The 25,295-nt window shown below is 30.3% G+C and carries 21 protein-coding genes and 1 pseudogene; 1 reads left to right on the top strand and 21 read right to left on the bottom strand.

What is annotated here, in order from left to right:
- Nucleotides 1–97 precede the first annotated feature (97 nt).
- On the top strand, nucleotides 98–1,252 hold the full coding sequence (locus BMY79_RS03005; protein WP_074730390.1) for a ribonuclease H-like domain-containing protein: 1,155 nt from the start codon (nucleotides 98–100) through the stop codon (nucleotides 1,250–1,252).
- 235 nt (nucleotides 1,253–1,487) lie between these two features.
- On the opposite strand, the gene BMY79_RS03000 is transcribed toward BMY79_RS03005, so the two are convergent.
- The 21 genes and pseudogenes from BMY79_RS03000 to infB form a co-directional block, all read right to left on the bottom strand.
- Nucleotides 1,488–2,261, bottom strand: a complete 774-nt coding sequence (locus BMY79_RS03000; protein ID WP_022748048.1) for a CheR family methyltransferase — start codon at nucleotides 2,259–2,261, stop codon at nucleotides 1,488–1,490.
- Between the two features lie 299 nt (nucleotides 2,262–2,560).
- Entirely contained in the window at nucleotides 2,561–3,640 is a 1,080-nt protein-coding gene (gene rpsA, locus BMY79_RS02995; RefSeq protein ID WP_022748047.1) for a 30S ribosomal protein S1, read from the bottom strand.
- Entirely contained in the window at nucleotides 3,621–4,475 is an 855-nt protein-coding gene (ispH, locus tag BMY79_RS02990; protein WP_022748045.1) for a 4-hydroxy-3-methylbut-2-enyl diphosphate reductase, read from the bottom strand. The genes rpsA and ispH overlap by 20 nt, the downstream gene beginning before the upstream one ends.
- A gap of 11 nt (nucleotides 4,476–4,486) precedes the next feature.
- Complete coding sequence (gene cmk, locus BMY79_RS02985; RefSeq protein ID WP_029067371.1) at nucleotides 4,487–5,158, bottom strand: (d)CMP kinase; 672 nt, start codon at nucleotides 5,156–5,158, stop codon at nucleotides 4,487–4,489.
- A 64-nt stretch (nucleotides 5,159–5,222) separates the two neighbouring features.
- Complete coding sequence (locus BMY79_RS02980; protein ID WP_074730389.1) at nucleotides 5,223–6,530, bottom strand: BaiN/RdsA family NAD(P)/FAD-dependent oxidoreductase; 1,308 nt, start codon at nucleotides 6,528–6,530, stop codon at nucleotides 5,223–5,225.
- Entirely contained in the window at nucleotides 6,523–7,452 is a 930-nt protein-coding gene (locus BMY79_RS02975) for a MurR/RpiR family transcriptional regulator (protein ID WP_022748041.1), read from the bottom strand. The genes BMY79_RS02980 and BMY79_RS02975 overlap by 8 nt, the downstream gene beginning before the upstream one ends.
- Nucleotides 7,453–7,667: 215 nt before the next feature.
- Nucleotides 7,668–9,089 carry an oxaloacetate decarboxylase subunit alpha gene (locus BMY79_RS02970; protein WP_022748040.1) on the bottom strand — a complete coding sequence of 474 codons (1,422 nt, stop codon included), beginning with the start codon at nucleotides 9,087–9,089 and terminating at the stop codon, nucleotides 7,668–7,670.
- A 16-nt stretch (nucleotides 9,090–9,105) separates the two neighbouring features.
- The gene (locus BMY79_RS02965) at nucleotides 9,106–10,257 is read right to left on the bottom strand and encodes a sodium ion-translocating decarboxylase subunit beta (protein ID WP_027421978.1); all 1,152 of its coding nucleotides are present in this window, start codon (nucleotides 10,255–10,257) and stop codon (nucleotides 9,106–9,108) included.
- Between the two features lie 22 nt (nucleotides 10,258–10,279).
- Nucleotides 10,280–10,648: a biotin/lipoyl-containing protein gene (locus tag BMY79_RS02960; protein ID WP_022748037.1), complete on the bottom strand. Its 369-nt coding sequence runs from the start codon at nucleotides 10,646–10,648 to the stop codon at nucleotides 10,280–10,282.
- Nucleotides 10,649–10,677: 29 nt separating this feature from the next.
- Nucleotides 10,678–11,385, bottom strand: coding sequence for an OadG family protein (locus tag BMY79_RS02955; protein WP_022748035.1), 708 nt, complete (start codon nucleotides 11,383–11,385; stop codon nucleotides 10,678–10,680).
- Between the two features lie 54 nt (nucleotides 11,386–11,439).
- Nucleotides 11,440–12,849, bottom strand: coding sequence for a carboxyl transferase domain-containing protein (locus BMY79_RS02950; RefSeq protein WP_022748034.1), 1,410 nt, complete (start codon nucleotides 12,847–12,849; stop codon nucleotides 11,440–11,442).
- Between the two features lie 260 nt (nucleotides 12,850–13,109).
- Complete coding sequence (gene scpB / locus BMY79_RS02945; RefSeq protein ID WP_022748033.1) at nucleotides 13,110–13,676, bottom strand: SMC-Scp complex subunit ScpB; 567 nt, start codon at nucleotides 13,674–13,676, stop codon at nucleotides 13,110–13,112.
- A gap of 182 nt (nucleotides 13,677–13,858) precedes the next feature.
- Nucleotides 13,859–14,599 (bottom strand): annotated as a pseudogene (locus BMY79_RS02940) (segregation and condensation protein A); the annotation flags it as partial.
- Between the two features lie 21 nt (nucleotides 14,600–14,620).
- On the bottom strand, nucleotides 14,621–16,168 hold the full coding sequence (gene cls, locus BMY79_RS02935; protein WP_420323092.1) for a cardiolipin synthase: 1,548 nt from the start codon (nucleotides 16,166–16,168) through the stop codon (nucleotides 14,621–14,623).
- Nucleotides 16,169–16,366: 198 nt separating this feature from the next.
- Nucleotides 16,367–18,463: a polyribonucleotide nucleotidyltransferase gene (locus BMY79_RS02930; RefSeq protein WP_022748029.1), complete on the bottom strand. Its 2,097-nt coding sequence runs from the start codon at nucleotides 18,461–18,463 to the stop codon at nucleotides 16,367–16,369.
- Between the two features lie 221 nt (nucleotides 18,464–18,684).
- Complete coding sequence (gene rpsO, locus BMY79_RS02925; protein ID WP_022748027.1) at nucleotides 18,685–18,951, bottom strand: 30S ribosomal protein S15; 267 nt, start codon at nucleotides 18,949–18,951, stop codon at nucleotides 18,685–18,687.
- A gap of 151 nt (nucleotides 18,952–19,102) precedes the next feature.
- The gene (locus BMY79_RS02920) at nucleotides 19,103–20,023 is read right to left on the bottom strand and encodes a bifunctional riboflavin kinase/FAD synthetase (protein ID WP_027421974.1); all 921 of its coding nucleotides are present in this window, start codon (nucleotides 20,021–20,023) and stop codon (nucleotides 19,103–19,105) included.
- 109 nt (nucleotides 20,024–20,132) lie between these two features.
- Nucleotides 20,133–21,035: a tRNA pseudouridine(55) synthase TruB gene (gene truB, locus BMY79_RS02915; protein ID WP_074730388.1), complete on the bottom strand. Its 903-nt coding sequence runs from the start codon at nucleotides 21,033–21,035 to the stop codon at nucleotides 20,133–20,135.
- 44 nt (nucleotides 21,036–21,079) lie between these two features.
- Nucleotides 21,080–22,039 carry a DHH family phosphoesterase gene (locus BMY79_RS02910; protein ID WP_022748023.1) on the bottom strand — a complete coding sequence of 320 codons (960 nt, stop codon included), beginning with the start codon at nucleotides 22,037–22,039 and terminating at the stop codon, nucleotides 21,080–21,082.
- A gap of 80 nt (nucleotides 22,040–22,119) precedes the next feature.
- Nucleotides 22,120–22,476: a 30S ribosome-binding factor RbfA gene (gene rbfA, locus BMY79_RS02905; protein ID WP_022748022.1), complete on the bottom strand. Its 357-nt coding sequence runs from the start codon at nucleotides 22,474–22,476 to the stop codon at nucleotides 22,120–22,122.
- 18 nt (nucleotides 22,477–22,494) lie between these two features.
- Nucleotides 22,495–25,272, bottom strand: a complete 2,778-nt coding sequence (infB, locus tag BMY79_RS02900) for a translation initiation factor IF-2 (RefSeq protein WP_022748020.1) — start codon at nucleotides 25,270–25,272, stop codon at nucleotides 22,495–22,497.
- Nucleotides 25,273–25,295: the final 23 nt, after the last annotated feature.

Raw genomic sequence — 25,295 nt, 5'->3', positions numbered from 1 at the left:
TTCCAAATAAATATAAACTAAAATTTATAAATTTGAATAATATAACTGAATTATAGTATAATATCCATAAGCTTATTTATAGAATGGAGGATTGTGTATGCAAATTATAAATAAAGATATAACAAAACATTATCATTTACTATCTAGCAATATTAAAAAAATATTTTCTGAAAATGCAATTATTTTCGATATAGAAACAACTGGTTTTTCCTCAAAATTTTCTTCCATCTATCTTATAGGAATGATTTATAAACAAGCTGATAATATTATACTAACTCAACTTTTCTGTGATTCTCTAGATGATGAAAAAGAATGTTTATTGAATTTTTTTAATTTGCTTAAAGCTCAAAAGGAAAAAAATGATTCTATAAAATTAATAACCTTCAATGGTGATCATTTTGATATTCCCTTTATAAAACAACGTGCAGAAAATTATTTTGAAAAATCATTTATTAATTCAACATTTAACCACTCTATTTTTAGCTATGATATCTTCAAAAGAATTTCAAAGCTAAAATCTTTTTTTAATTTAGAAAACTATAAGCAAAAAACTGTTGAAAATTTTTTAGGAATTAATAGAATTGATACCTATAATGGTGGTGAATTAATAGATGTCTATAAAAATTACGTAGTTGATCCAAGCAATTCAAGTAAACAACTTGAACTTTTATTACAACATAATCATGATGATGTTATTTATTTATTGTCACTATTAGATATAATATCCTACGAATATATTCTTACTGGAGAATACACTTTGAGCAATGTTGAACAAAACACGTATCTCGATATAAATAACACACAACAAATTGAATTATTTTTTACTTTAAAAAATAACTTTATCGTACCAAATACAATAAATTATCGATACCACAATATATATTTAAAATTTAATAATAACCAAACTACAATACGTGTTCCAGTTTATTGTGGCGTTTTAAAACATTTTTATAGTGATTATAAAAACTATTATTTTCTTGAAAACGATGGATATGCTATTCATAGTAGTCTCGCATCTTTTTTGTCTTCTGATAAAAGGAAAAAGGCGACTGCTAGAACAGCCTATCAATTAAAAGAAGGAATTTTTTTACCGACATTTAACGATGACTTTGAATATACCTTTAAACATGATTATGATTCGAATACAACTTATTTTCTTACAGATGCAAACTTTTTTAGTAATTATGATTGTTTATGTAAATACGTGCACCACATAACAAAATCAATATGTTCTGAACTTAAAATAAACTAGTGTTATGAACTTAAAATAAACTAGTGTTATGAACTTAAAATAAACTAGTGTTATGAGCTTAAATAAACTAGTGTTATGAGCTTAAATAAACTAGTGTTATGAGCTTAAAACAAATTAAATTTTTGCATAAATAATACCAAGTAAATTCTCACTCGCCTTAAAATTATTAAATAATCTTAAGTCAATAAAGAACTACTTGGTATTATAATCATTTTATTTAATTACAAAATTTTTCTTATTTTTCAAAGAAAAATGAGCTATGTCTCAAATATCCCATATCTTTATAATTCATTATTTGCTCTGTGCTGCCTATAAATAGATAACCACCTTTTTTAAGTGATTTATAGAATTTTCTATATATTTCATCCTTTGCTTCGTCTGTAAAATAAATAACAACATTTCTACATACAATCATATCACAATCTGTTGGATAAGGATCTTTTAACAAATTATGTTCTTTAAATTCAACACAATTTTTTATTTCATCTGCTACTTTATAAGATGCACCTACTTTGGTTAAATATTTTCTTTTCATATCATCTGGAACACCAGAAACACTTTTAGAATTATACAAACCAACTTTAGCTTGAGACAATACCTGTTTATCAATATCTGTTGCAATAATTTTTAAATTGCTTAGACTTGTATGATTAGACAAGGCCATTGCAATTGAATATGGCTCATCTCCTGTCGAACACGCAGCACTCCAAATTTTTATTTGACGTTTACCTTCAACAAGTTTTGGAAAAATTTCTTTATCGAGCAATTTCCATTGATCCGTGTTCCTATAAAATTCTGAAACATTTATCGTCAGAAAATTTATAAATTCTTCAAACTTCTCCGTATTCGTTTTAATTAATTTTACATAATCATCATACGATTTAAGTTTATTTTTAGTTATTAACGTATTAATACGTCTTCTCATTTGCTTTTCTTTATAGCAATTCAAATCTATCTTCGTCAACGCAAGCACATTTTTTTTGAAATCCTCATAATTACTATCCAGCATTTAGTGTAAAACCTCCTTACTCCAATAGATGTCACTGTTAATTATATGATACTATTTTTTAGAAACCTCACTTTCTATATCGGCAAAAAAAATAAAAAAGAATAGAAAAAAAGCCGAATGCCATACTAAGCATCCAGCTTTAAATCCGATGTTTTTTTATTTTGCTATGTCTACCAAAATAACATAGACTTTTCTAAAGCTAGGTTACTAAAATAACCATATCAAAGCACTAAATATTAAAACACAAATAACAAAATTTGTCAAATTTTAATATTTATCATAGTTTTCCAAATTGAAAATTATTCTTCTGTTTCAACTTCTTCAGAATTTTCTGTTAAAGCTTTAACGCTTAAACTAATTTTGCGTTCTTCAACATTGAAGTCAACAACTTTAGCTTCAACATCCTGTCCAACAGATAAAACGTCTGAAGGTTTTTCAACATGATCTTTTGAAATTTGAGAAACATGTAATAATGCATCTACTCCAGGAGCGATTTCAACGAAAGCACCAAAATCTGTCATTCTAGCAACTTTACCTTTTACGATATTTCCTACAGCGAATTTTTCTTCTGCATTGTTCCATGGATTTTCTTCATCAAATTTTTTGCTTAAAGCAATTTTAGAACCATTGATTTCTTTAACAAATACTTTTACTTTATCTCCTACTTTAAATACTTTCTTAGGGCTTTCTACTCTTCCCCATGACATTTCAGAGATATGTAATAAACCATCAACTCCACCTAAATCGATGAATGCTCCGAAATCAGTTACATTTTTAACTGTTCCTTCAACAACATCATTAACTTTAAGTTTTTCTAATAATTCTTTCTGAGTCTCAGCTTTTTTAGCAACTAATAATTTCTTTCTGTTACCAATAATTCTTCTATGTCTAGGATCAAATTCTGTAATAACAAATTCGATTTCCTGATCTTTAAATTTTGATAAATCTTTTTCGAAAGAATCTGATACTAAACTTGCTGGAATAAATACACGAGTTTCATCAACGTTAACACATACACCACCGTTAAGTACCTGAGTAACTTTAGCAGTTAAAACTTCTTCATTCTCAAATGCTTCTTGTAAACGTTTGCTTCCTTTTTCTGCAGCAAGACGTCTGTATGACAATAAAACCTGACCTTCGCCATCGTTAATTTTAATAACTTTAGCTTCCATTGTATCGCCTACTTTAACAACTGTAGTTAAATCTACATTTGGCTCATTTGTATACTCATTACGAGAAATGATTCCATCTGCTTTATAGCCGATATTCAATACGATTTCTTCTGGTTTAACGTCAATAACAGTACCCTCGACTACTTCTCCATTTCTTATAGTTTTAATTGACTCTTCTAACATTTGTTCAAAGCTCATTTCTGACATTCTTTGAAACCTCCTCAATAATATTCTTTGGGGTTGATGCCCCTGCGGTAATACCTACGTTATTGACGGATTTCAACTTCGTATAATCCATATCGTCACTCGTTTGTATATAGTAAGTATTTTCACATTCCGTTTTACATATTTCAAATAGCTTCTGTGTATTTGAACTGCTCTTTCCGCCAATCACAATCATAGCATCAGACTTACGTGCAATCTCTCTTGCTTCAGTCTGTCTTTTTTCAGTTGCACTACAGATTGTATTTAAAACAATTATATCATAACCTTTTTTTTCAATAATTTCAACTATATCTTGAAATTTCTTTAGATTGAAGGTTGTTTGTGACACAATACAAATTGGAATTTCATCTTTTAACTGAAAATTCTTAGCTTCATCAAGGTTATTCACAACCGTTACATTTTTACCGCTTACCCAACCACATATACCTTTTACTTCAGGATGTGATTGATTACCAACAATAACTACATGATATCCCTTTTTACTATATTCTTCAACCACTCTGTGAATTTTTAATACAAATGGACACGTAGCATCAACTATAGAAAATCCATTTTCTTCTATCTGCTTGTACTCATCGCTACTAATTCCATGACTTCTAATAACGATTGTACCTGCCTCTAAATCCTTTAATTCATCAAGGTCATTTATAACCTTAACACCTTTATTCTCTAAGTCCTTAACCACTTCTTCATTGTGAATTATAGGACCGTAAGTGTAAATAGCGCCTTCATTTTCTTCTATTTGACTATAAACTAGATTAATTGCTCTAGTAACACCAAAACAAAATCCAGCACTCTCTGCTAATGTTACTTGCATTTATACACTCCTTATTTATTTATTTTTTCATCAATAATTCTCTTCATTTCGGATAAAACACCATCGATATCAAGATTTGATGAATCTAATAAAACAGCATCTTCAGCTTGTCTAAGAGGTGATACTTCTCTATTCATATCTTGTTTATCTCTTTCAATAATATCTTTCTCAATTACATCAATATCACACTCTAAACCTTTAGCACAAAGCTCGTCAAATCTACGCTGTGCTCTTGTTTTTGAACTTGCTGTTAAATATATCTTAACTTGAGCATCTGGTAAAACGACGGTACCGATATCTCTTCCATCCATTATAACATTTTCTTTTTTAGCTAATTGTCTCTGCAAATCAACTAATTTAGTTCTAACAGTTGGATAGACACTTACTTTAGACGCCATATTACCAACAGCTTCTTGTCTAATTAACCCATTAACATTTTCACCATTTAATAATACAACCTGTTCTCCATTTTTATGAGTTATTGTAATATCAATATCTTTGCATACTGAATCAATTTTTTCTTTATCAGTTGAGTCAATACCATTTTTCATAAAATAATATGCCATGGCTCTATACATAGCCCCAGTGTCAACGTAAATATATGATAATTCAGCAGCTAATCTTTTAGCTATAGTACTTTTGCCTGCACCAGCTGGTCCATCAATTGCAACATTTATATTCATCTTTCATTCCTCATTTGTTTTTTATTTTTGGAGAATCCAATCTCCTATAACATAATACCAAACTTTAACATGATATTCCAGCCAAATGTCCTGTCGACCATGCAATTTGTAAATTATATCCACCAGTCAATGCATCTAAATCAAGCACTTCTCCACAGAAAAATAAATTTTTGCATACCTTTGACCCCATTGTAGATGGATCAACTTCTTTAACAGTCACTCCACCTTTTGTAATTATTGCTTCATTGAAGCTTCTTTTACTAACAATTGTCATTGGTAAATTTTTAATCAATTTTACAAAATCTAATCGCTCTACTCTAGATATATCGTTAACCTGTTTATCGGCATCAATAGTAGATAAATTAACAATGATAGGAATCAATTTAGTTGGAAACAAGTGACCTAAAACATTTTTAAATTGTTTATTAATACCACTTTCAAATTCTCTTAAAATTCTCTTATCTAATGTAGCCTCATCTAAAGCTGGTTTCAAATCAATAAAAAGATGTAGCTCATTTTCAAAATCTCTAGGTTTAATATTTGAGCTTGCTGATAAAATCATTGGTCCACTTACACCAAAATGCGTAAATAACATTTCACCAAAATCTTCATATAATTTCTTATTCTTAGGTGACATTATTCGTAATGAAACATTTTTTAATGATAATCCTTGTAAGCTCTTCACCCATTCTTCCTTTATATTAAAAGGAACTAAAGCAGGTGAAACTTCTATAATTTTATGTCCAACATTCTCTGCAAATTTATATCCATCGCCTGTACTACCTGTTGTTTGATATGAAAAGCCTCCAGTAGCAACAACGACTTTATCTGCCAAAATTTTACTTCCATCAGAAAGAACAACGCCTTTAACAATTTTATCCAATTTCTTTTTTTCTTTTTTCTTTTTATATTTTGAATTTGGATCTATTTTTTCTGCTTTTTCTTCAACAGTAAGATGATCATATATTAATTCCTTAACATTACTGTTAAACATTATTTCTACACCCTCATCATCAAGTGCTCTTTTCAAACATGAAATTATATCCGACGAATGATCTGATTTAGGAAAGACACGATTTCCTCTTTCTATTTTAAGGTGTGTTTTTCTATTTTCAAAAAATTCCATAACATCCTTATTAGAAAAATCATTAAATGCACTGTACAAGAATTTATTATTACCCATTACGTTCGACAATAGTTCATCCATATCACTTGCATTTGTAACATTGCATCTGCCTTTTCCTGTTATGTATAATTTTTTTCCTAATTTTTCATTTTTTTCAATTAGAATCACATCATTACCATTTTGTGCTGCGTAATAAGCCGCAAAACAACCTGCTGGGCCACCGCCAATCACAACAACTTTACTCATTATCAATATCTCCTAATTTTGCATATCTTAATTTAACTTTATCATCTATGTAATCTATTTCATCATTCTCGTAAACTTGATATTCATTCCAAATATCTTCTAACATTGTAAGTGTTTTGGCCACTTCTTTTTGTTTTTTCATACATAATGCGACTATTAGTGCATTAATTACACTAAGTGGTGCTACTAAAGAATCAACAATTGAAGCCATATCACTATCAGCAATCAAATTACATGATGAATATAAATTCATTGGCGAATGTACACTATCTGTTATTGTAATAACCTTTGCATTTCTCTTATTTGCAAATTCTAATGCTTTTAAAGTTCTCATTGAATATCTTGGAAAACTAATTCCAATAATTACATCATCTTTATCAATTCTGACCATTTGCTCAAATAACTCACTTGAACTGCTAGTTTGCAACAAATGAACATTATCAATTATTAAGTTCAAATAAAAAGACAAGAAACTTGCCAAAGGTGCACAACTTCTTATACCAACAATATAAATATTTTTTGCCGCTAAAATCGTATCAACAGCTAATTCGAACGCATTTGAATCAATTCTTTCAATTGTGCTTTTTATTTTTTCTGCATCTGATTGTAGAACAGACTGTAAAATCTCCGATTGACTAATTCTTCCATATGTCACTTCCATTCTTTGAATAGAATTCAACTTATTTCTAACTAATTCTTCTAAAGATTTCTGAAATTCCGGATAACCTTTATAGCCAAGGTGCATCGCAAACCTAACAACAGTTGATTCTGAAACTCCTACAGTTTCGCCTAATTTGGCAGCTGTCAAAAAAACAGCTTTATCATAATTATCTGTTATATAAGTTGCAAGTATCTTTTGACCTTTACTCATACTACTGTATGAATTATTAATTCTATTTAATAATTCGTTTTTTGCGCCCATATATCTACTTCCTACTCTTTATAGTCATTTAAATTTAATTATAACAAATTTTCATATTTTTAAAAAGTGGCAATTTAAACATAAAAAAGCAAAAAAATCTCCTTAAGCAGACTATCTTATCTAAACTATCTACTCAAGGAGATTCGTATTTAAATACATAAACTTATTAATTTCTGCTGATTATATTTGATAAATCTATGTATTCGAATTTATTTTTACACTGGATATGCTCCATTTTTTGTATCAGCAACTTTTTCATCAACGCCTCTTTGCTGTGCTTGTCTATATTTAAAGAAGTCAGTTGCAACCTGTGGAAATAGCGCATATGACAACACATCTTCATCCTGCTGTTTCCACTGTTTCATTTCTTCTTCAATTGAAGCTAATTCTGGTTCAATCAAGTCTGCTGGACGACATGTTATTGTATTAGCTTTTTCTTCTTCACTAAGTACTTTATCAACAATTTCTTGATTAAATGGTTTAACTGTTTTACCATATTTACCCATTAAAACATCTTTTGTTTCTTTTGTTGCAACTTTATATCTTTCTCCCATAAGGACATTAAATACAGCTTGTGTTCCAACAATTTGTGAAGATGGTGTTACTAGTGGTGGTTCTCCTAAATCTTTTCTAACTCTAGGAACCTCTGCTAGAACTTCTTCATATTTGTCTTCTGCACCCTGCTCTTTTAATTGTGACAAAAGATTTGATAACATACCGCCAGGCACTTGATACAATAATGTTTTTATATTTACACCTAACACTTTTGGATTAAGTAATCCTGATTGTAATGATTCCTCTCTTATAGTTCTAAAGTAATCAGCGATTTCTGCAAGTTTTTTTTGATCTAATCCAGTATCAAACTGTGAACCTTTTAAAGTTTCAACCATAACTTCTGTTGCTGGCTGTGAAGTACCTAGTGCAAATGGAGACATTGCTGTATCAATTATGTCACAACCTGCTTCAACAGCTTTAAGTAATGTCATGGAAGCAACACCTGATGTATAGTGTGTGTGCAACTCAATTGGAATATCAACAGTTTCCTTTAATGCTTTAACTAATTCATCAGCTTTATATGGAACTAATAAACCTGCCATATCCTTAATACATAAGGAATTGGCTCCCATATCTTCAACTCTTTTTGCCATTTCTTTCCAATAATCAAGAGTATATGCATCGCCTAATGTATATGATAAAGCAACTTGTGCATGACCTTTTTCCTTGTTAGTTGCATCAACAGCTGTCTGTAAGTTTCTTAAATCATTAAAGCAGTCAAAAATACGTATAATATCAATTCCATTTGCAATTGATTTTTGTACAAAATACTCAACAACGTCATCTGCATAAGGACGATATCCTAAAATATTTTGACCTCTAAATAGCATCTGTAATTTTGTATTTTTAAAACCATCTCTTAGTTTTCTTAAACGATCCCATGGATCTTCCTTTAAAAATCTCAAACAAGCATCAAATGTAGCTCCACCCCAACATTCAACTGCATGATAGCCTATTTGATCCATTTTTTCAACAATAGGAAGCATTTGCTCAGTTGTCATTCTTGTTGCAATCATTGACTGATGAGCATCTCTTAATATTGTCTCTGTTATTTTAACTTTTTTATCCTTTATAGTTTCCATTTTCTCCTCCTAAAACTTAGTTAATACCAAAAATTGCCATAAAGCAACCTGCTGCGATAGCTGTACCAATTACCCCTGCAACATTAGGCCCCATTGCATGCATTAACAAGAAGTTTGTTGGATCAGCCTCAGCACCAACTTTTTGCGACTGTCTTGCCGCCATCGGAACGGCAGATACGCCAGCAGAACCAATTAATGGGTTTATTTTTCCTTTTGTTATATAACATAGTAATTTTCCAAACAATACACCTGCAGCTGTTCCGATACCAAACGCAACTAAACCTAAAAATACTATTCTAATAGTATCAAAATTCAAAAAAGATTCTGCACTTGTTGTTGCACCGACTGATGTACCTAATAAAATTACAACAATATACATCAAAGCATTAGATGCAGTTTCCTGTAACTGTCTAACCACACCACTTTCTCTAAATAAATTACCTAACATTAACATACCAACCAAAGGAGCTGTTGTAGGTAATAATAAACAAACAATTATTGTTACAACTATTGGAAATATTATTTTTTCACGCTTACTAACTGGTCGAAGATTTTCCATATGAATTTTTCTTTCTTCTTCAGTAGTAAGTAATTTCATAATTGGTGGTTGAATCAAAGGTACTAATGACATGTACGAGTATGCCGCAACCGCAATAGGTCCCATCAAAGATGATTGCCCAAGTTTACCAGCTAAGAAAATTGATGTAGGACCATCCGCACCACCTATGATTGAAATTGCTGCTGCTGCTTTATCATTGAACCCTAAGCCAATAGCCAAGAAGTATGCACCGAATATACCAAATTGAGCTGCTGCACCTAACAAAAAACTAATTGGATTAGCTATTAATGGTCCAAAATCTGTCATCGCTCCTACTCCTAAGAAAATAAGAGAAGGTAAAATAGACCACTCATCTAATTGATAAAAATAATATAATAATCCGCCTGTACCATTTTTTGAATTTGCTGGATTCAAAATAATATCTGGATAAATATTAACTAATAACATACCAAATGCAATCGGTACTAATAACAATGGTTCATATTCTTTTTTTATGGCAAAAAACAATAAAACACATGCTATCAATATCATTATATAATTGCCAACAGTAAGGTTAAAAAAGGCGGTTTGATGTAATAAATTATTTAAAATATCGCCAAGATTATTCACAAGTTTTCCCCCTCACTATTCACTACTCATTTAAAGTTGCTAAAACTGCACCAACTTCAACTTGATCTCCTACTTTTACATCAATACTAGCTACTGTACCATCACATGGAGCAACTACTGGTGTTTCCATCTTCATGATCTCTAATACCAAAACGGTATCTCCTGCTTTTACTGCATCTGAGACATTTTTTTCAATCTTAAATACCTTACCTGCAGCTTTTGCATCTATTTTAACACTTCCTGCTCCTACAGCTTTTGGTGTAGCCTTTGGTGCAGCTGATTGCTTAACTACTGGTCTGTTACTTGAGTTACTTGCAACAGCTCCTTCACCTTTTTCTTCTACAGTTACATCATAAACATTTCCATTAACTGTAATTGTATAATTTTTCATCTTTATATATCCTCCTAAAGTTTAAGTTTTTATCTTCTCTTAATTTTTCTAACAACAAAATCCGATGTTTGAACTTTTTCATATGAAGCAATAGCTGCTGCAATTACAGCTACTAATTCTGCATCATCTACTAAATTTTCATTTTCTACTACATTTTCTTGTTTTATTGGCTTTAATTGAACTTCATTTTTAGGTTTTGGATTTCCACTAATAAATTTAAAGCCCGAAATAACAATACTAATGAATGTAAGCATTGCAAACACAATAAGAACAGAAACTATAGTATTTCTTCCTGCACTTTGTAATTTTTCACCTAATGTAAAAATTGGATTAAATGAAAAATCCTTAATTTCCATTGTATTATAATTGTAAATAACTTGATACTCTGTATCTCGTTTATCATTTTTTAATGTATATTTTGTCGTTAATGTATCTCCTGCAACAGAAATATGAAAATCACCGATTTTTTTATTTTTTCCGTATTTGTCTTGTGTTTCTTTGTATTTTTTTATTGCTTCTAAATAATTCGATTTTATCTGTCCGCTTCTTTCCATTTCACTTAAGTCTTTAGATGAAGCAAGCTTATCAATCTCAGACAATAATTTTATACCTTGATTTTTCAAATCAGTATACGAATATCCATGATAGTTTGTCGTTTTTTCATCCTGAAATTCACAAGCACAAAAAGAGAACATCATTATAATCATTGTGAAAAACACAATCAATCTTTTCTTCATTTTAGCTCACCTTTCTTGTATAATTCTTACCTTTTGATTACTTAAACTACAATCTTATTCAAAACACTCTTTTGAATATAACATCTCAAAAAAAGCAATCAAATATTTTCTAGTATCTTCAGGACTAATAACCTTATCTATGTATCCTCTTCTTGCAGCGGAAACAACATTATTTTGAAGTTTCTTATATTCTTTTTCCTTTTCATTTAATGTTGCTAAATTTTCTGTTGGATACATTATTTTAACAGCAAGATCCGCATTTAATGTACCAACCTGTGCATTATCCCAAGCCAAAACAATATCAGCTCCTAGTGATTTCGAATTCATATAAATATATGAACTTCCAAAAGCCTTATCCGTTATAAGATTAACCTTTGGAACTTTAGCTTTAGTAAAAGTTCTTACAACTTTAGAAATATGTCTAGCAAAGTTGTTTTCATTTTTTAAGTCAGCCTCAATACCATTAATATTTGTAATAGTTAAAATTGGAACTGAAAAACCAGAACAAAATTCGATAAAATCAGACATTTTTTCACATACATCCGTATTAATCTTATCCTTAAATTGTTTTGCATCATTACCATCTTCATCAAGATTTGCCATATTATTAGCAATTATACCAATCGCCATACCATTTAAATGTATAAAGCCAGTCACAACGCCTTGCGCATAAAGACTTTTTACTTCAAAGAATCTATTATCATCTGCGATTTCCTCGATAAAATTGTGTGCATATTTAACTAAATTAGGTAGACTTGGGCACACTCTATTTAAATCATCTGTACCTTCTCCAATATAAACATCACTTTCATTGTTTAAAGGTAAAAATGTTATCATGTTCCTAATATCAGAATAAATACTTTCTTCATCCTCAACCATATCAATAATACCATTATTTTCACCTTGATAAATAGGACAAGATGTATTCATTTTTTCTTTAAAATTCGACTCTATAGCATCAGGTGAATTTAAGAAAAATTCTGCTTTTTCATCAACAAATACAAAATCTGATAAACTAGCAACTGTTGTCATTACACCGGCACATCTACCAAATACCCCTAAATATTGTGGAATAATACCCTTACATTTTGACTGCATAGTCATAATTTTACCAATCGCTTCTAGAGCATCCACTGACTCTTGAAGTCTTACTCCTACACTATCAATAAAACCGATAATTGGAGCTTTCATTTTCAATGCCATCTCATACAATTTGCAAATTTTTTCAGCATGCATTTCACCTATTGATCCATTTAAAACAGTCGAATCTTGACTGTAAACATACACCAAATTTCCATCAATTAATCCATATCCTGTTACGACACCGTCAGATGGTGTTTTTTCACAGTTAAGATTAAAATCTGTATTACGTGCTGTTACTAATGCGCCTATTTCAACAAAGCTATTTTCATCAACAACCTTATTTATTCGTTGTATTGCGACATTATAATTCTCGCTTTTCATTACACTTCCTCCATACATTTTATATAATTTTTATAATTTTATTATATTATTTTAATACTATTTTTTCAATAGTATAATTACTACAGAATACTTCAAGAATTAATAGTATATTCTGACTTTATAACTTTTAAAATGTATAATGTAAAATAAAATTTGACACAAAAAAATCTCTAACTATAATAAAATTCTTCTAGCCAACAAAAAAAAGATAAACCCACACAATCTTCTCTTGTGTGAATTTACCTCATATAATGTCATTTTTAAACCTCTAACTGTATTTGCATTTCTTTTTCAGCTTCTTGCTTAAATTCTTCAATTTGTACTTGATTTAAAATTGGAAGTTCATTTAACGATTTTACCCCAAAAACTCTTAAAAATTCTTCTGTTGTACCAAATAGAAGTGGTCTACCCGGTGCGTCAAGTCTACCTAATTCTGATACCAAATTATATTCTATAAGCTTACTAATAGCGTGTTCACAAGAAACACCTCTAATTTTCTCAATTTCTGCTCTTGTAACCGGTTGCTTATAGGCTATAATTGATAAAGTTTCTAATAAGATATCTGATAGTACCCTACGTTTAGGTTGCTTTGCAATCTTTATTAGATAATCATACATTTGAGTTTTAGTACACATTTGATACGAATTTTCTAATTTTACTATTGTTATTCCTCTATCTTGACTATCTAATTCTTTTTTCATTTCTTCAATTATATCTTTAGTTTTTGATTCACTTAAATCTATCGCATTAGCAATTTTGGATAACTCAACTGAGTCACCCATAGTAAATAAAATAGCTTCTATAATGGCTTTATAATTTTTTTCCATGATTATAAATCCTCTCTATTATTCGTATTAATACTTTTTTGATTGTCGTTTCTTTGTACGTTAATATTTGTAGTTGTCTTATCTAGTGAATTATTAATATCTACCTCATAAATATCACGATTATATTTCTTAGACTCTGGACTAATAATATCAACATCAAAATTATTCTTTTCTTTTGTATAAATTTTAGATTCAATATTAATATCTCCAAATTTTTCTTCCTGAGAAATATATATTTTTCCACTTTTCATCAATTCTAAAATAGCTAAAAATGTTACTATTATTTCTGTTTTTGAACTCTGTTCTTCTAAAAGATTTCTAAAACTAAAATTAGCTCTATTCAAAGCATAATTCTCAACATATAACATTTTTTCCTCTAATGAAAATTCTTCCTTTTCAATTTTTCCGAACTTAGATCTAATTGGATCGACTTTATCAACTTGCTTTTTCATTACATCTTTAAAAATTTTATTTAATTTTTGTAATGTTATTCCTTTTACTAATTCATCAAGATTAATAGGCTCTTCGTAACATTTAACCTCTTTTGGAATAGTAGGTTTTTTATACATTGACTTTTCAGCGTCAATCTGTCTATCTTTAAGCTCATATGCCATATATTTATACATTTTATACTCTAATAACTGCTGAACTAATTCTTCTCGAGGATCTACTTCTTCTTCCTCTTCGTTTTTCTTCTTTGGTAAAAGCATTTTTGCTTTAATTGATAATAATGTCGCAGCCATAACTAAGAATTCACTCATGACTTCTAAGTCTCTTTGGCGCATTTCGTCAATATACTCCATGTATTGATCAGTAATCTCCACAATTGGAATATCATAAATATTAACTTTATTTTTTTCTAATAAATACAATAGCAAGTCTAATGGTCCTTCAAAAACTTGTAATTTTACTGTCATTTCCATGGAATAAAAAGTCTCCTTATTCTATAATAATGGAGCAAATGCTCTTAAAATACTTTGTAAAAATCTAATTAAATAATCTTTTCTTTTAGTAAATTCTAAAGTAACTTTATCACTAATAGCAATTGTGTCAATAAAATCTTTCTTTAATTGTTTTATTGCACTACACTTATACATCAAAACAGCACTTTCATAATGTAAATAAAAGCTTCTAAAATCAAAATTAATTGTTCCAACAACACCATATTTATCATCACTTATGCAACACTTTGAATGTAAAAAGCCCGGCTTATATTGATATATCTTAACCCCACCCTCTATTAAAGGTTCGTACGATGATTGCGTTGCTAAAAATATCATCTTTTTATCTGGAATACCTGGAGTAACAATTCTAACATCAACTCCGCTCTTTGCAGTATTCGTTAGTGCCTTTGTCATCTCAGGATCAATTATCAAATATGGGGTAAAAATATATACATATTTTTTTGCGTTATTTATCAAATTTAGATATATGTTTTCTCCGACAGTTTCATAATCTAGCGGAGAATCTGCGTATGGTAATATATATGAATCAACGGCATTCTTTGTATCTATTTTGGGATAGCTAATATATGGTGTTGGATCTTCTAATGTGTCTTTTATAAAATTCCACATCTCCAAAAACATCACTGTAGAATTAATAACAGGTTTTCCAGTAAATCTAACACCCGCATCTTTCCAATGTCCAAATCGTTCAATTTTATTTATATACTCATCCGCCAAATTAAAACCACCTGTATATGTGATTTTTCCATCTATTACAACATTTTTCCTATGATCTCTATTATTCATCACAACAGATATAATAGGTTTAAATTTATTGAACTTGCCAAATTTAATTCCTAATTCAGCCAATCTAGTCCAATCCTTTGTTTTCATAGTATTAATACAACCTACATCATCATAAATAAATCTAACTTCAACGCCTTGTTTTATCTTTTTTTCTAGCACGGACAATAATCTATCCAACATATATCCTTTATCAACAATAAAAAATTCTATGAATATGTATTTTTCTGCTTTTTCAATATCTGTTATCATTTCTTCAAACAAAGCATTAATATCTTCATAATATTTTATATCATCTGATTGATGAATTGGATAATGTCCATAATTTTTCATATACTGCGCAATTTTATGTGCATTCCTATTATCTTTTAATTTATCTAATTCTTTTTCATATTCATTCACAACTAAAAAGTTCTTATAATAGTTATGAGTTTTGCTCAACTTTTCTCTTGTTTTCTTTGTTAATTCTGAACGCCCATAGATAAAATAACACATACAGCCCAAAATTGGCATCAACACAATAAAAAGCATCCATGACATTTTATTGTACACTTGTGTTTTTTTATTCAGAATAACAAAAGCAATTATTATTGCAAGAACATGAATCCCTATGCTCGCGTACTGATACTGTTCATTTAAAACATAGAGCCAAAATATTATCCAATTTAACTGAATAAATATAGCAAAAAAAGTTAACGCCAAAAAACCAAATATTTTACTTAATAATTTTTTCAATAAATCCACCTCTTCTATTTCTACATTTTAAATGATTTATTTTTATTAAGCAAGTTATTATTAAACAATTAAAAATATATTGGACACTTTATTGCTTTAAATAAACATTTTGAATTAAAAAACTACGTAATTAATCATATAATTACGTAGTTTACTGTAATGTCAAATATATTTATATCTTAACTATAATTTAAACAATACTTTAAATTATCTTTCACTTTCAGGAACATCTTTAATAGAGAATGAAATTCTTCCCATTTTATCTTTTCCTAAGCAAATTACAGTTACTTCGTCACCAAGAGCTAATACATCTTCAACATGGTTGATACGTTTATCTGTAATCTTAGAAATGTGAACCATACCTTCTTTACCTGGCGCAAATTCAACAAATGCTCCAAATTCTTTAATACTTGTAACCTTACCTGTTAAAATCTGTCCTTTTGTAAAATCTGAAGCGATAATTCTAATCATTTCCATTGCATAATTAATCATAACACCATCTGTGCCACAAATAGAAACGTTACCTTCTTCTGAAATATCAATTTTAACATCTGTTCTAGCAATAATTTCATTGATAGTTTTACCTTTTGGTCCAACTACATCACCAATTTTTGAAGGATCAATTGAAATAGTTTCAATCTTAGGAGCATATTCATTTACTGATTTTCTTGGCTCAGCAATTGCCTTACTCATAACTTCATCCATAATGTATAATCTTGCTTCTCTTGTTCTTGAAATTGCCTGTTCAACAATCTCTCTTGTTAAACCATGAATCTTGATATCCATTTGGATAGCTGTAATACCGTCATGTGTACCTGTTACTTTAAAGTCCATATCTCCGAAGAAATCTTCTAGTCCTTGAATATCTGTAAGAACTACGAAATCATCGTCTGTATCACCAGTAACAAGACCACATGAAATACCTGCTACCATTGACTTAATTGGAACACCAGCTGCCATTAATGCCATACATGAAGCACATGTTGAAGCCATTGATGTTGATCCATTAGATTCAAATGTTTCAGAAACAGCTCTAATTGTGTATGGGAATTCTTCTACACTTGGTAATACTGGTAATAAAGCTCTCTCTGCAAGTGCACCGTGTCCAATTTCACGTCTTCCTGGTCCTCTTGAAACTTTAGTTTCACCAACTGAATAAGCTGGGAAATTGTAGTGATGCATATATCTTTTTGAAGTAACATTAGCATCTAATCCATCAATCTTTTGTACTTCAGATAATGGAGCAAGTGTTACAACATCACAAATCTGAGTTTGTCCTCTTGTAAACATAGCAGAACCATGTACTCTTGGAATTAAATCAACTTCAGAAGCTAGAGGTCTAATTTGCTCAATTGCACGACCATCTGGACGTTTGTGATCTTTTAAAATCATTTTACGAACTGTTTTCTTTTCATATTGATAAATGGCTTCTGGTAAAACTGCTAACCATTCTTCATTTTCAGCAAATGCTTCTTCTAATCTAGCAGTAATATCCTTAATATTTTCTTCTCTTACTTGTTTTTCATCTGTAAATACAGCCTCTTCCATTTCAGATGGTGGAACAATCTCTTTGATAGCTGCAAATAATTCTTCTGGAACTGCGCAACTTTCATATTCATGTTTTTCTTTACCAACTTCAGCTACGATCATATTAATAAATTCAATAACTTTTTGATTTATATCATGACATTTATAAATAGCTTCAATCATTTTTTCTTCTGGAATCTCATTTGCTCCAGCTTCAATCATAATAACCTTCTTTGATGTTGAAGCAACTGTTAATTTCAAATCACCATTATCCCATTGTTCTTGAGAAGGGTTAACAATAAATTCTCCATCAACCATACCAAGCTGTGTCATTGCACATGGTCCAGCAAATGGAATATCTGAAATAGATGTTGCTAATGCAGAACCAATCATTGCAACTAATTCTGGACGGCATTCTGGATCAACAGACATTACCATATTATTTAATGTAACATCATTTCTATAATCCTTAGGGAATAACGGTCTCATAGGTCTATCAATAACACGAGATGTTAAAACTGCATTTTCAGAAGCTTTACCTTCTCTTTTGTTAAATCCACCTGGAATCTTACCAACCGAATACATTTTTTCTTCATATTCAACACTTAAAGGGAAAAAATCGATTCCATCTCTTGGTTTATCAGATGCTGTTGCTGTAGATAAAACAGTTGTCTCACCGTATTTTAATAACGCTGCGCCGTTTGCCTGTGCACACACTCTTCCAATATCAACACTAAGTGTTCTTCCACCTAGTTCTAATGAATAACTTTTGTACATATATTATGTCTCCTTTTATACTACTCACGTATCAGTTTAACCGAAACTACTGAATAATTTAGGCTTATCAAAAACTACTATTACATATACTTCCTATACTATTCAGTGGTCTCGGATGAATTTCTGTACGTGTCTATATTTTAATTTTATTATCACATTGCTTCATTTACATGAAAAACAGAGCGGAATCATAACAACTCCACTCTGCAAATCTTAAACTATTATTTTCTTAATCCTAAACGCTCGATTAATGAACGATATCTTTCGATATCGATATCTTTTAAGTATGCTAAAAGACCACGTCTTTTACCGATCATTTTTAACATACCTCTTCTTGAGTGATGATCTTTTGGATTAACTTTTAAGTGCTCTGTTAATTCAGCAATTCTAGCTGAAAGGATAGCAACTTGTACTTCTGGAGATCCTGTATCGTTAGCAGTTCTTCCGTATTCATTGATAATAGCTTGTTTCTTTTCTTTTGCGATCATTATAAAATCCTCCTAATAAATTTAAATTGCCAATATTCAGTAGAAGGTCGGAGTGTCCTATCACCGAATAAAAGCTTCAAATTACTTCGTAAGTATATCATATTTACCTAAAGAAGTAAACAAAAAAATTATTCTTTAGATAATTTAATATTTACCACTTTTTAGCGATTTCAATATCCGAAATCATTTGATGTTTTAATTCTTCAATCGAATTGAATTTTCTTTCTTCTCTAATAAAATCTAAAAAACTTACATAAACTTCTTTTCCATAAATATCCTGACAAAAATCAATAATATATGTTTCAATTCCTATCGGATTATTATCTGATATAGTCGGCTTGCATCCAACATTTGTAACACCTCTATACCATTTTTCATCAACGTTTACAGATGTTACATACACACCATTTGGAGGCAAAATCTTATTAGGCGGTAAAATCATATTTATAGTTGGAATACCTATAGTTCTTCCTATTTTATTACCTTGAATTACTTTGCTTTTAACAAAGAATTCATATCCTAATAAACTATTTGCTTTTCTTATATTTCCAGATAAAAGTTCTTCCCTGATATAAGTACTACTTATATCTCTTTGTTCATCTTTAATCTTAGTAATAACTAACACCTTATAGCCAAACTGTTTTGAATATTCCTTTAGAGTTATATAATTTCCCTGACGTTTATATCCAAATTTAAAATCTTCTCCAACAATAAAGTATTTTACATTAAGCGACTTCACCATCCATTTAATAAAATCTATAGGTGACATCATCATTATTTCTTTTCTAAATGGACATTCTATCAAATAATCTAAACCAGTCTTTTCAAAAATATAGTGTTTTTCATCATTTGTTGTAATCACTTTATTTTGAGACAATTTATCCTCTTTTACCAGCTTAACCGGTGGAATATCAAATGTAAATGCAACCGATTTCAAATTTTTTTCATTGCTAATTTTAATTAAATTTTCAATTAACAATTCATGTCCTTTATGTAAACCATCAAACTTTCCTAGTGTAATAGCTGTGTCATTTGCAACCTTAAAATCAATAGTTTCTCTTATATACTCCATACTACTTCCTATCCATTATATTTAACCCTTTTTTAGCAAAAAAATTTCCTACTCTATAAAAACACAAAAAAATTTAAAAACATAACAATTTATTAAACCTTAGAGAATTTTATAGAAAAAACATTTTTACTGGTTTTAAAAATTTTTCTTTATTTATATATTTATAAATTCCAATAAAATTATCTTCAAAATCATATACTCTGTATTCTACATCATCTTGAAACTCAAAATCATGTGTCTGTAAATTATTTTCAGATAACTTATTTCCATTATATACATATTTTTGTGATTCTTCATTGGCCTTAACTTTTGGAAAATCACATAAAACATGATCTATTGGCTTAATATATTTTGCAATTTCATTCCTTGATACAATCGTTTCGACATCTGACAATTTTATTGCATCCTCTAATCTAAATCCAGCTGCCTGTGTTCTAACTAGACTTTCCATACAACCAAAACAACCTAGTTTATCTCCTATATCTTTACATAAAGTTCTAATATATGTTCCTTTAGAACAACCGACTACCATTGTAACTCGTGGCAAATCAATTTTTTCTATTTTTATATCATTTATAAAAACATTTCTAGGTTTTCGCTCTACTTCAATGCCTTTTCGTGCCAAATCAACTAATTTTTGACCATTAACTTTTAGTGCTGAATACATTGGTGGAATCTGAGCATATTCTCCAACAAAACTGTTAATCGTCTCTTTTACTTGCGCTTCATCAACATCAACAGTTTTTTTATTTATAATCTTGCCTGAAACATCTTGTGTATCAGTTTCTTGTCCTAATAAAAGAACTGCTCTATATTCTTTATCAGTATCAGTTAGCAAGTCACAAACTTTTGTGGCTTTTCCCAGGCAAACTGGCAATACACCCTCTGCGTCCGGATCAAGTGTCCCTGTATGCCCTATTTTTTTTTGATGAAAAATTCCTCTCATCTTGGCCACCACATCAAAAGACGTGAATCCTTTTTCTTTATATACATTAATAATTCCGTTAATCATAAAGCCTCCATTACTTAAAAACGTCTACATGTTTCTTCAACTTCCTATAATAAACGCTTACTCACTTCTTTTATAACATTATCAATTATAAGTTCTGGATCTTTTTTTTGTGAAAATCCTGCAGCCATCTCATGACCACCACCACCAAAAATAACTGCAATATCAGAGACGTCAACTTTACCATTTGAACGTAAACTTGCTTTAAATATATCTTTTTCGATTTCATATAAGAAAATTGCAACTTCTATATTCTTAGTAACTCGTAATTGATTAATAATTCCATCTAAGTGTTTTGGTAAAACATTATATTTTTTCATCTCTTTCTGCGTAATAATCGAGGAAACGCATTTACCATTCAAATGAATATTACTATTGAGTAATGCTTGCCCTAAAACTTTATTTTGTTCAAATGTTTTAGTATAATAGGTATCATCTATAATTTTAGTATAATTAATACCCTTTTGCATCAATTCACCCGCAATATTCATCGTTTTTTTAGATGTACACGTATACTGAAAAACACCTGTATCATGGATAATTCCAGTATATAAACACTCTGCAGTACGTTTTGATATTTTATTGATACCAAGCAAATCAACAAGCAATTCACAAGTTGAACTTGCCTCTGGCACAACATAATTGTAATCAGCATAATTATTATTTGTAATATGATGATCTATGCATAATGTTTCTTTAGCATTCATATAATATTTTTCAAATTTTCCTAATCTATCTATTGCACCACAATCTAACACAACGAACAAATCATATTCTTTATTATAATCTTCTTCATTCGAAATATTATCAATAATGCATTCTGAACCATTCATAAATTTAAATATATTAGGAATATTCTCTAAATATACGTCCGTTTTTATTTCTTTACAAGTCTCTTTAACATAGTTAAAAAAAGCTAGACTAGCACCAATACAGTCACCATCTGGGTTTACATGTCCAGCTATTCCTATATTCTTTTTTCCTTTTAGAATTTCATCAATATTCATTATTGTTAACCCTTTTGTAATTTACAAAAAAGGTCTAGATAGAAAACTTGACTTCTGCCTAGACCTTTTTATACTATTTGCTAATTATTGTTATTTATTTCATCAATTTTTCTAGACATATTTACTCCATACTCAATTGATTGATCCAAAATAAATTTAATCTCAGGTGTATTTCTAAGATTAATATTCTTAGCTAATTTTTTTCTTACAAAACCTTCTGCTGATTTTAAACCTGCCATTGTATCTTCCTGAGATTTTTCATCGCCTAACACACTGATATATGCTTTAGCTGTTTTTAAATCAGGTGCAACCTCAACAGCAACAATGCTTGTAAAAGGATTTATTCTAGGATCTTTTATCTCATTACGAATAATGTTACTAAGTTCTCTCATAACTTCTTCGTTAATCCTAATATTTTTTATACTGTTCTTTCTCATATTTATCTCCTATGAAAATTAACGTGGTACTTCAACCATTTTATATGCTTCAACAATATCTAATTCTTTAATTTCATTAAAGCCCTCAAATACTAAACCGCACTCAAATCCAGCTTTAACTTCCTTAACGTCATCTTTATATCTCTTAAGTGAAGCTAAATCGCCCTCAAAGATTTGCTCTCCTTCACGAGAAATTCTAACTTTACACCCTCTCTCGAAGCATCCATCTAATACATATGAACCAGCGATGTTACCAATTCCAGATGCTTTAAAGATCTGTCTAATTTCTGCATGACCGATAACTTTTTCTTCAAATACAGGATCTAACATACCCTTCATAGCAGCTTCTACATCTTCAATAGCACTATAGATTACTTTGTATAATCTAACATCAACGCCTTCTCTATCTGCAGTTGCCTTAGCAATTGGATCTGGTCTAACATTAAATCCGATGATAATAGCATTTGAAGCTGATGCAAGAATAACATCTGATTCATTAATAGCACCAACGCCACCATGAATAACTTTAACAACAACTTCGTCATTTGATAATTTAACTAATGATTGTTTAACTGCCTCAACAGAACCCTGAACATCAGCTTTAACAACAATCGCTAATTCTTTCATATTACCTGACTGAATTTGTGAGAATAAGTCATCTAATGACATCTTAGACTTAGTTTCTTCAAGTAATTTATTCTTACCTTCTGCGATAAATGTATCTGCAAAAGATTTAGCTTCTTTTTCATTATCCATACATACGAAAATATCACCAGCTTCAGGTACGTTATTTAAACCTAAAATTTCAACTGGTTGTGATGGACCTGCAACTTTAACTCTTTCACCTTTATCATTAATCATTGCACGTACTTTACCATAACTGCATCCACATGCAATTGGATCACCAACATGTAAAGTTCCCTTTTGAACTAATACAGTTGCAACTGAACCTCTACCTTTATCTAGCTGAGCCTCGATCACAATACCTCTAGCATTTCTGTCTGGATTTGCTTTCAATTCAAGTACTTCAGCTGTTAAAAGAATCATTTCTAATAAGTTTGTGATACCTTCACCTGACTTAGCAGAAACTGGACAGAAAATAGTGCTTCCGCCCCAATCTTCTGGAATCAACTCATATTCAGCTAATTCTTGTTTAACTTTTTCAATATTAGCACTTGGTTTATCCATTTTGTTAACTGCAACAATTATTTCTACACCAGCTGCTTTAGCATGATTAATAGCTTCAACTGTCTGTGGCATAACACCGTCATCAGCAGCTACTACTAATACCGCGATATCAGTAGAATTAGCACCACGCATACGCATTGCTGTAAATGCCTCATGACCAGGTGTATCAAGGAATGTGATATCATGTCCATTAATAGGTACAACAGACGCACCAATATGCTGTGTAATTCCACCAGCTTCTTTATCAGTTACTCTTGTTGATCTAATAGCATCAAGTAATGATGTCTTACCATGATCAACGTGACCCATTACACATACTACAGGAGCTCTTGGTACTAACTTCTCTGGATCCTCTTCTGCTTCTTTTAATAACTCTGCAATAACATCAACTTTAACTTCATGTTCACAGATACAATTGAATTCTAGTGCAATTTCTTCAGCTTTTTCGAAATCAACGTCCTGATTTACAGTAACCATTTCACCTTTTAAGAATAATTTCTTAATGATAGTAGCTGGTTGAACTTTCATCTTATCAGCTAATTCTCTAATTGTAAGATTATCTGGTAAGATAATTGTCTTGATTACATCTTCTTCTTCTTTCTTAGGTTGTGGTTGAGGTTTTTTCTTACCACCATGTTTCTCTAAGTTTACATAATTTTCTTTTTTCTTACCAAGTTTATCGTGATCTCTTCTAGTATTATTATTATTTCTCTTATTATTACGATTTCTTGTTTCTTTTCCGCCTTCTTCTACTGCAGGCATGACATCTTTAGTAAATCCTGATTTACCGAAACGATCATTTCTATTATTTGAAGAATCTCTGTCATTTCTTCTATCGTTTCTTCTATCATTGTTTCTATCGTTGTTTCTATCGTTGTTTCTGTCATTTCTTCTATCGTTATTTCTATCTCCACGATTGTTGTTTCTGTCGTTTCTTCTATCGTTGTTTCTATCTCCACGATTGTTGTTTCTATCTCCACGGCCTTCGAAACTTCTTCCATTCTTAGAAAAATCTCTGTCATTTCTCTTTTCACTGTTTCTTCTATCGTTGTTTCTATCTCCGTTTTTATCGTTTCTTCTATCGTTACGTCCTACGTTAGAATTGTTTCTATCATTTCTATTTGTTCTTTGTTGCTGACGATCTTTATTATCAGCTTTGCTTACATTTTTCTTCAAATCTTCGTCTCCATTATTACTTGCTGTTCTTTCGCTAATAGGTCTAAGCGCACGCTCGCCAACTGGTCTTGGCTTTATAATTGAATGCTGCTCTGTCTTAGCTTGCTCTTTTTTTCTGTTAGCTTTATTAGCTCTTTTAGGCTCGCCGTTTCGCGAATCTTTTCCACTTTGACGGCGTCCCTCCTTACTATATTGGGCATTATAAACAGCTGAAATTGATGCTTTTTTCTTTGGTCTTTCATCAGCTTTTACTTCGCCGTGGCTCTTATTTGCATTGGCTTTAAACTTTTTTTTCACTTCTACAATACCATCATCTTCTAACGAACTATTAGCTGATTTAACTTCATAATCAGAACCTTTTAAAGCTTCAATTATGTCTTTTGATTTTATGTTCAATTCTTTTGCAAGTTCATGAACTTTGATTTTTGCCATATAATAAGTTACCTCCGTTATTC

The sequence above is a fragment of the Lachnobacterium bovis genome, assembly GCF_900111325.1.
GTDB lineage: Bacteria > Bacillota > Clostridia > Lachnospirales > Lachnospiraceae > Roseburia > Roseburia bovis_A.
This window is presented reverse-complemented; position numbering and strand designations above follow the sequence as displayed.

What these genes read in the sequence shown, in the direction of transcription:
- BMY79_RS03005 (WP_074730390.1), top strand. Translation starts at nt 98, where the DNA reads ATGCAAATTATAAATAAAGATATAACAAAACATTATCATTTACTATCT.
- BMY79_RS03000 (WP_022748048.1), bottom strand. Translation starts at nt 2,261, where the DNA reads ATGCTGGATAGTAATTATGAGGATTTCAAAAAAAATGTGCTTGCGTTG.
- rpsA (WP_022748047.1), bottom strand. Translation starts at nt 3,640, where the DNA reads ATGTCAGAAATGAGCTTTGAACAAATGTTAGAAGAGTCAATTAAAACT.
- ispH (WP_022748045.1), bottom strand. Translation starts at nt 4,475, where the DNA reads ATGCAAGTAACATTAGCAGAGAGTGCTGGATTTTGTTTTGGTGTTACT.
- cmk (WP_029067371.1), bottom strand. Translation starts at nt 5,158, where the DNA reads ATGAATATAAATGTTGCAATTGATGGACCAGCTGGTGCAGGCAAAAGT.
- BMY79_RS02980 (WP_074730389.1), bottom strand. Translation starts at nt 6,530, where the DNA reads ATGAGTAAAGTTGTTGTGATTGGCGGTGGCCCAGCAGGTTGTTTTGCG.
- BMY79_RS02975 (WP_022748041.1), bottom strand. Translation starts at nt 7,452, where the DNA reads ATGGGCGCAAAAAACGAATTATTAAATAGAATTAATAATTCATACAGT.
- BMY79_RS02970 (WP_022748040.1), bottom strand. Translation starts at nt 9,089, where the DNA reads ATGGAAACTATAAAGGATAAAAAAGTTAAAATAACAGAGACAATATTA.
- BMY79_RS02960 (WP_022748037.1), bottom strand. Translation starts at nt 10,648, where the DNA reads ATGAAAAATTATACAATTACAGTTAATGGAAATGTTTATGATGTAACT.
- BMY79_RS02955 (WP_022748035.1), bottom strand. Translation starts at nt 11,385, where the DNA reads ATGAAGAAAAGATTGATTGTGTTTTTCACAATGATTATAATGATGTTC.
- BMY79_RS02950 (WP_022748034.1), bottom strand. Translation starts at nt 12,849, where the DNA reads ATGAAAAGCGAGAATTATAATGTCGCAATACAACGAATAAATAAGGTT.
- scpB (WP_022748033.1), bottom strand. Translation starts at nt 13,676, where the DNA reads ATGGAAAAAAATTATAAAGCCATTATAGAAGCTATTTTATTTACTATG.
- BMY79_RS02930 (WP_022748029.1), bottom strand. Translation starts at nt 18,463, where the DNA reads ATGTACAAAAGTTATTCATTAGAACTAGGTGGAAGAACACTTAGTGTT.
- rpsO (WP_022748027.1), bottom strand. Translation starts at nt 18,951, where the DNA reads ATGATCGCAAAAGAAAAGAAACAAGCTATTATCAATGAATACGGAAGA.
- BMY79_RS02920 (WP_027421974.1), bottom strand. Translation starts at nt 20,023, where the DNA reads ATGGAGTATATAAGAGAAACTATTGATTTTAAGGTTGCAAATGACACA.
- truB (WP_074730388.1), bottom strand. Translation starts at nt 21,035, where the DNA reads ATGATTAACGGAATTATTAATGTATATAAAGAAAAAGGATTCACGTCT.
- BMY79_RS02910 (WP_022748023.1), bottom strand. Translation starts at nt 22,039, where the DNA reads ATGAATATTGATGAAATTCTAAAAGGAAAAAAGAATATAGGAATAGCT.
- rbfA (WP_022748022.1), bottom strand. Translation starts at nt 22,476, where the DNA reads ATGAGAAAGAACAGTATAAAAAATATTAGGATTAACGAAGAAGTTATG.
- infB (WP_022748020.1), bottom strand. Translation starts at nt 25,272, where the DNA reads ATGGCAAAAATCAAAGTTCATGAACTTGCAAAAGAATTGAACATAAAA.